The sequence below is a fragment of the Vibrio sp. 14N.309.X.WAT.E.F5 genome (assembly GCF_030397615.1).
GTDB lineage: Bacteria > Pseudomonadota > Gammaproteobacteria > Enterobacterales > Vibrionaceae > Vibrio > Vibrio lentus.
Genome location: NZ_JAPNXR010000048.1, coordinates 1 through 6,540, shown reverse-complemented (window position 1 = coordinate 6,540; position 6,540 = coordinate 1). Strand labels below are relative to the sequence as shown.

The window sequence follows — 6,540 nt, the reverse complement described above, 5'->3', positions numbered from 1 at the left end:
CTGGAGATATGGACGCTCACTTAGTGAGTTGACCACTGCGGAGTGGTAGTTCAGTTGGTTAGAATACCGGCCTGTCACGCCGGGGGTCGCGGGTTCGAGTCCCGTCCACTCCGCCACTTATTAGAGAAGCCCTGCTAGAAATAGCAGGGCTTTTTTACATTTGAAGAAAAGAGTTTTGCTTGTAGGTTGTATGAGTGCTGTAAAGGCATCGAGACCCTACACTTCACGCTATTCCGGCACATATTAGAAAGCCTAGTCTGACGACTAGGCTTTCGTCGTTTCTGAGATGTGAGTTTTAGCTCCTAGTTACTACAACCCTCCCGTAAAGGTTGCTCATGGCCGGTAATTCTCGAATCGAATCAACCATAGGTTAGAAAGCCTGGTTAGAAATCGCAGAGCTTTTTTACACTTTTATGTGTTTGTTATGTTGGTTAGGTTTGGTCTTGGTAAATAAGCTTCTGCGGAGCTCTAGGAGTACAATTGGCAAGAAGCCTAGTTAGGAAGGTTTGTTGTTTTGTAAGGTAGACTGCGATTCGAGAGCCAACTAGCCTGCTAGCTGTCTCTTGTCCTAATAGTGAATATTGCTAGGGTGGTAAGTTTGGTATCTGGCGGTAGGTATATTACTTGAACTCAGCTTCGAAGTTGTAATCCCGGTACTTATATTTTCTATGGGGAAACTTAAACTGAACCCTGGCTAAATATAAGTAACTGTTGCCTCGCTCTATAAGGCGGCAACCGTAACTAATCTGATGTATCAAGTTTCTCTGGCTTTCACATACAACTCATATCTCATCAGAGAATTGCCAAGAGTTATCTTGTGAGTAGGTATTAGTAGATTCTGGATAGGTAACTTCAGAAGAGATATCGGCACTTGGGGTTAAGCTTGAGGTTCTAATGTAGATATAAAAATGCCCAGTGATAGCTAGGCATTTAGGACAATGGGAAATACAACGATTTAGAGGATTTGTTTAAGAACTCTATCTGCTTTAACTCGAGTGATCTTTCGAATTAGTTTCTGTACTTCCATTGGATAGCTATCTACTTTATCTAACTGTTTATAAGTGCAAATAAGCTGTGTGTGCTGAACAATATTATCAACTTCAGTTTGGAATTTGTCCGTTAGATGATGGTAGTTATCTTGGATGAATATGCCATTCTCTAAGTCTAATTTCCATGCGCGCGGGTTTAGGTTGTTACCTGTTAGCAGCATGTAGCGTTTATCAACCCAAATGCCCTTTAAATGGAAGCTGTTAGAGTCGTGTTGCCAAAGTCGGATAGACAGATTACGACTTGCTATATTTGCTTCATTAGCCTTCGCGAATCGACGAAGGTTTAATTCGTATAAGTAAGGCAATCCACCAATCGTTTTAAATTCTTCTTCCGGTGAGATAAAGAAATCATTTGCTGTTTTATCGCCGACAACAATCGTGACCTTGACGCCACGCTTAAGTGCTTTCTTCACTTCCTTCGCTAGGCTTGGTGGAAAATTGAAATATGGCGTACAAATGAAAATCTCATCTTTAGCCTGAGCAACAAGTTGGTTAATTCCCTGATTTAGGCGATTACGTCTCTTACCTATACCAACTAAAGGAGTTACAGCAACTTGATCTGCCGAGACTTCTTGAGAATCGAATTTGTATTGAGAGCGCGCTAACGATGCTCTGAATTGACGGATTGCTGGCTTTAACTCTTTAGTTAGTGGCTTGTTCTTATCAGCAAGATCATAAACAGCGATGTCTGAGATCATTTGTTCTTGGATATAGGAGAACATTGAGTCAGCAAGTGTTGCGTTGTTTAAAACATGGTAGCGATCGAAACGGTAACGGTCATGATAACTTAAATAGATATTGTTAAGGCTAGCACCGCTGTATATCACGCTGTCATCGACAATAAAGCCTTTTAGATGCAATACACCAAACACTTCCTTGCCACGAACAGGAATGCCATAAACAGGTACGGTGTGCTGGTATTTATCAGCAAACTCTTTGTACATTGCTGCATTGCCCTCAGAGGATTCCGCACCAATCAATCCACGCTGAGCTCTATGCCAATCGACACAAACGCTCACGTCTAATTCAGGGTTCTTTTGCTTTGCTTCGTATAAGGCAGTTAGGATCTCACGGCCAGCGTCATCATCTTCAAGATACAGAGCAACTAAACTAATACGAGTAGTTGCACGAGATATCTCATCAAGTAAGCGAGCTCGGAACTCTTGCGCTGATAGCAGTACTTCAAACTTGTCAGGATTCTGCGCTATGGTTGGCAACTGTATGAATGGATTCCTACTAGCAATCATATTGACTGTTTTACCTTAAAAATATGCAAAATTGCGAACCTTCAATTTTACCAAAGGGATAGCATCAAATACTAGATAATCGAGTCATTCTCTAACAATTTTGCTGATAATGCATAGGAATGAGATCTTTTCCGCTATTCGAATAGCGCTCATATAAGACTCTCAAACCATTTGGTAGTTCATTAGGATCGATTTGTATGAATTGATGACGATTGTAGAAATTAGTCAGATGAGAATACGCGAAGCAATAATCTTTTTCCGTCAGCGTGTGAAGAACACAATAATCCATTAGCTGTGAACCTAATCGCTTGCCGCGGTGTTCCTTAGAGATAGCCATTCCGGTAAGTAAGCGTACATCTTCTATCGTTCGAAAGCGAACTACACCACATAACTGACCATCTAGTTCTAATGAGTAGATTTGCTCGCTTTTGTTGGCTTTACCTGTTGGGTAATGCTCTTTGTAAAAACGCTTAACGAGGGGAACCTTTACGGGGTCTAATTGAGTAATGATGACATTGTTCATTCAGTCACTGCGCCATTTGTTTATCTGCGTTAGAATGTCGGCAGTGTAATTTAATTAAATATCGCCATGCAATCTTATCTCAATGCTAGCTTAAAAAATGTTCATACTTTTTCGATCGAACAGACTTGCGATGTACTTGTCGAAGTCACCTCTGTTGACGAGCTCATTTCCGTATATCAATACCCTCAATGGTCAGCCTTGCCTAAATTAATGCTCGGGAAAGGCAGTAATATGCTCTTTACTGAACACTTCGCTGGCCTGGTCATTGTGAATAAATTAGCCGGGATTGAGTTGACCGAGACGGACAGTCATCACCTACTGCATGTTAGTGGGGGGGAAGATTGGCCAAACTTAGTTGAATGGAGTGTGGATAAAGGGCTTGGTGGTCTAGAAAACCTAGCAATGATACCCGGCTGTTCAGGTTCGGCTCCGATTCAAAATATTGGTGCGTATGGTGTTGAGCTACAAGATGTATGCGAGTATGTCGATATCCTGTGTCTGGATACTTATACAGTTAAGCGATTAAGCAAAGAAGAGTGTCTCTTTGGTTACCGAGATTCTATTTTCAAGCACGCTCTCTACGATAAGGCGATTGTTGTTGCTATCGGTTTAACGTTGCCGAAGGAGTGGAAGCCATGTAATCACTATGGCCCGTTAAAAAGCCTAGCAGCCGATACGCTCTCTCCTCGTACTATATTCGATGAAGTGTGTGCTATACGCTCAAGTAAGCTACCAGACCCATCCGTGCAAGGGAATGCGGGAAGTTTCTTTAAAAACCCCGTGATCACTAAAGATCATTTTGATCGGTTGTCTGCGTTATTCCCAAACATCGTCGGTTACGAGAGTAACGACATGATCAAAGTCGCCGCTGGGTGGCTCATTGATCAATGCCAGTTTAAAGGTGTGATTGAAGGTGGTGCTCAAGTTCATCCAAACCAAGCTTTAGTTATTATCAATTATGATGAAGCGTCTGCTGTGGATATCCTCAAACTTGCAGCACGAGTACGTCAAGCTGTACTGGACAAGTTCGATATTCCACTGGAACACGAAGTTCGCTTTATGGGCCAAGACAGTGAGACAAACTTAGACAAGGCTTTGGAGACCATGGCATGAGAGAACACAGTACCAAGCTCACATTGCTAAAATGTCTTGCTGATGGCGAGTTTCATTCTGGTGAAGATCTGGGTGAAATGATGGGTGTGTCGAGAGCCGCCATCAGTAAACATATTAAAGGTATTCAAGAGTGGGGTTTGGATATCTATCGAGTACAAGGTAAGGGATATAAGTTAGCCAGTCGTTTGGATATGCTCGATCAGGAGAGGTTGTCAGCTGTTAGCCGTGATGCTTCTCTGGAGTTGATTCCAATCATAGGTTCAACAAATCAACACCTGTTAGAACGTACCAGCACCCTTGAGTCAGGTTCAGTCTGTGTGGCTGAATATCAAGCTGCAGGTCGCGGACGTCGTGGGCGTGAATGGGTATCGCCATTCGGTGCAAATCTATACCTTTCAATGTACTGGAGGCTCGATGCCGGTATGGCTGCGGCTATGGGACTGAGTCTTGTGGTTGGTGTTGCCGTTGTAGAGGCGTTGGAGGATATGGGGGTTGAAGGCGTTAAACTAAAGTGGCCGAACGACCTTTATCATAATGATAAGAAGCTCGCAGGCATCTTAGTAGAGCTGTCAGGACAATCTGGTGGGGCTGCTCATATTGTGATTGGTTTGGGGCTTAATCTATCAATGGACCCTACAACATCAGGTATTGGCCAACCATGGACCTCTCTCAAAGAAGTGTGTGATGGGAAAGTGCCGGATCGTAATGACTTAGCTCAGGCTTTGATTAATGCTTGGGACAAGTCGCTCGTTGACTATGAATTGAAAGGAATGTCCAATTTTGTCGAACGCTGGAATCGTTTAGATAACTTCTTAGGTCGCAACGTTAGGCTGATCATTGGACCTAGAGAAATTGAAGGTGTAGTACAAGGTATCGATGAACAAGGTGCCGTATTACTCAAAACTGAGAACGGTGTTGAGAGCTATATCGGTGGAGAGATATCCCTAAGAAAAGGGGACTAAGAGGTAATTACTTTCTTAGTAACACTTCCTCAACCATATGATCAGCGCCTTTCCGTAAAATCAGGTGAGCTCTTTCTCTGGTCGGAAGGATATTTTGCTCTAGGTTCAAACCATTGATTGATTGCCAAATACCTTCTGCTTTTTCCTTAGCGGCTAGATCTGATAATTTAGTGTAGTGCCCAAAATATGACCCTGGTTTAGCGAAGGCACCTTCACGAAACTTCATAAAACGATTTACATACCATTGTTGAATTTGAGCGCTTTCGGCATCGACATACAACGAGAAGTCGAGGAAGTCTGAAATAAAGACTCTATGAGGTTCATGTGGGTAATTCATACCGCTTTGTAGAACGTTGAGCCCTTCAATAATGAGCACATCGGGTAAGTCGACCTCTTTTACTTCCTTGGTAATGTTGTAGGTGAGGTGAGAGTACACGGGTGCTGTCACATTACGCTTACACGCCTTTACGTCTGAAACAAAGTTGACTAGCGCTTTAATATCATAAGACTCAGGGAACCCTTTCTTACTCATTAGGCCTTTTTCTTGCAGCACTTCGTTGGGGTACAAAAAGCCATCTGTCGTAACTAGCTCAACTTTAGGGTGGTTGTCCCAACGAGATAATAGAGCTTTGAGTAGACGAGCTGTTGTACTTTTACCTACCGCCACACTGCCAGCGATACCAATGATGAAGGGGGGCGCAGTCTCTTTCTTATCCAGAAATTGATGAAGTACTGAGTTTCTATTTTGTCGAGCGGCCACATAGAGGTTCAACAGACGAGATAACGGTAGGTAAATTTCTACAGCTTCTTCCATTGTCAGTTTTTCATTGATGCCTTGAAGCTCTTTCAAATCGCTCTCAGAAAGTGTCATCGGAACTAAATTCCTTAGTTCAGACCACTGCGCGCGGTCAAATGACATAAATGGGCTCATACAAAACTCTATAGTGGATAACAAAACAAGTGCATGGAAAATACATCAAGCGATAGATAAATTAAATATCTTCCTTTACTAGATGCGGATTAAAGGCAGAAACCTTGAGCTAAATAACCGTATATATGAATTTGATAAGAGAATTTTTCACTTTTTTGCAATTTACTATTGCAAGGTGGAAAATCATTCAATAAAATGCGCCCCACTTGTGCCGACTTAGCTCAGTAGGTAGAGCAACTGACTTGTAATCAGTAGGTCACCAGTTCGATTCCGGTAGTCGGCACCACTTTCTCCCCTCTATTTATAGAGAGCGAGAGAAAGATCAAAATTTGGAGGGGTTCCCGAGTGGCCAAAGGGAGCAGACTGTAAATCTGCCGGCACTGCCTTCGATGGTTCGAATCCGTCTCCCTCCACCATATTCTAAAGGTTAAATAGCTCAAAAGAGTTACGTGTTGCGTGCATCGTATAATGGCTATTACCTCAGCCTTCCAAGCTGATGATGCGGGTTCGATTCCCGCTGCACGCTCCAACTCATTTTTGTGTGCTGATATAGCTCAGTCGGTAGAGCGCACCCTTGGTAAGGGTGAGGTCCCCAGTTCGACTCTGGGTATTAGCACCAGTCTAAAGCTTCTTCTCCTTTTAATAAAAAAACCATTTTTTTTGGTTGCGTGGTCTTATTTTAAGCCACCTAATCCGTACCTAGAGGGACACCCCA

Annotated in this window: 5 protein-coding genes and 5 tRNA genes; 7 read left to right on the top strand and 3 right to left on the bottom strand. The window is 42.9% G+C overall.

Annotated elements, in window-relative coordinates; genetic code table 11:
* The first annotated feature begins 39 nt into the window (after positions 1–39).
* Positions 40–116, top strand: a tRNA-Asp gene (locus OW495_RS23860).
* A gap of 839 nt (positions 117–955) precedes the next feature.
* Here the strand turns inward: OW495_RS23860 and pssA are convergent.
* Together pssA and OW495_RS23850 are read right to left on the bottom strand one after the other, a co-directional pair.
* Positions 956–2,296: a CDP-diacylglycerol--serine O-phosphatidyltransferase gene (gene pssA, locus OW495_RS23855; RefSeq protein ID WP_102513949.1), complete on the bottom strand. Its 1,341-nt coding sequence runs from the start codon at positions 2,294–2,296 to the stop codon at positions 956–958.
* 91 nt (positions 2,297–2,387) lie between these two features.
* Positions 2,388–2,819 (bottom strand): GNAT family N-acetyltransferase, encoded by a 432-nt coding sequence (locus OW495_RS23850; RefSeq protein WP_102513948.1) that lies wholly within the window; start codon positions 2,817–2,819, stop codon positions 2,388–2,390.
* Positions 2,820–2,885: 66 nt separating this feature from the next.
* Between OW495_RS23850 and murB the strand changes: the two genes are divergently transcribed.
* A complete protein-coding gene (gene murB / locus OW495_RS23845) occupies positions 2,886–3,932 on the top strand; it encodes a UDP-N-acetylmuramate dehydrogenase (protein ID WP_102513947.1) in 1,047 nt (348 codons plus the stop codon).
* Entirely contained in the window at positions 3,929–4,894 is a 966-nt protein-coding gene (birA, locus tag OW495_RS23840) for a bifunctional biotin--[acetyl-CoA-carboxylase] ligase/biotin operon repressor BirA (RefSeq protein WP_102513946.1), read from the top strand. Before murB ends, birA begins: the two co-directional genes overlap by 4 nt.
* Positions 4,895–4,901: 7 nt before the next feature.
* Here birA and coaA read toward each other — a convergent pair whose 3' ends face one another.
* Positions 4,902–5,825 (bottom strand): type I pantothenate kinase, encoded by a 924-nt coding sequence (coaA, locus tag OW495_RS23835; protein WP_017108613.1) that lies wholly within the window; start codon positions 5,823–5,825, stop codon positions 4,902–4,904.
* Between the two features lie 210 nt (positions 5,826–6,035).
* Here coaA and OW495_RS23830 point away from each other — a divergent pair.
* The 4 genes from OW495_RS23830 to OW495_RS23815 all read left to right on the top strand — a co-directional run bounded on the left by OW495_RS23830 (position 6,036) and on the right by OW495_RS23815 (position 6,444).
* Positions 6,036–6,111: transfer RNA gene (locus OW495_RS23830), tRNA-Thr, on the top strand.
* A 45-nt stretch (positions 6,112–6,156) separates the two neighbouring features.
* Positions 6,157–6,241: transfer RNA gene (locus OW495_RS23825), tRNA-Tyr, on the top strand.
* A gap of 38 nt (positions 6,242–6,279) precedes the next feature.
* Positions 6,280–6,354, top strand: a tRNA-Gly gene (locus tag OW495_RS23820).
* A gap of 14 nt (positions 6,355–6,368) precedes the next feature.
* Positions 6,369–6,444 (top strand) — tRNA-Thr (locus OW495_RS23815).
* Positions 6,445–6,540 lie beyond the last annotated feature (96 nt).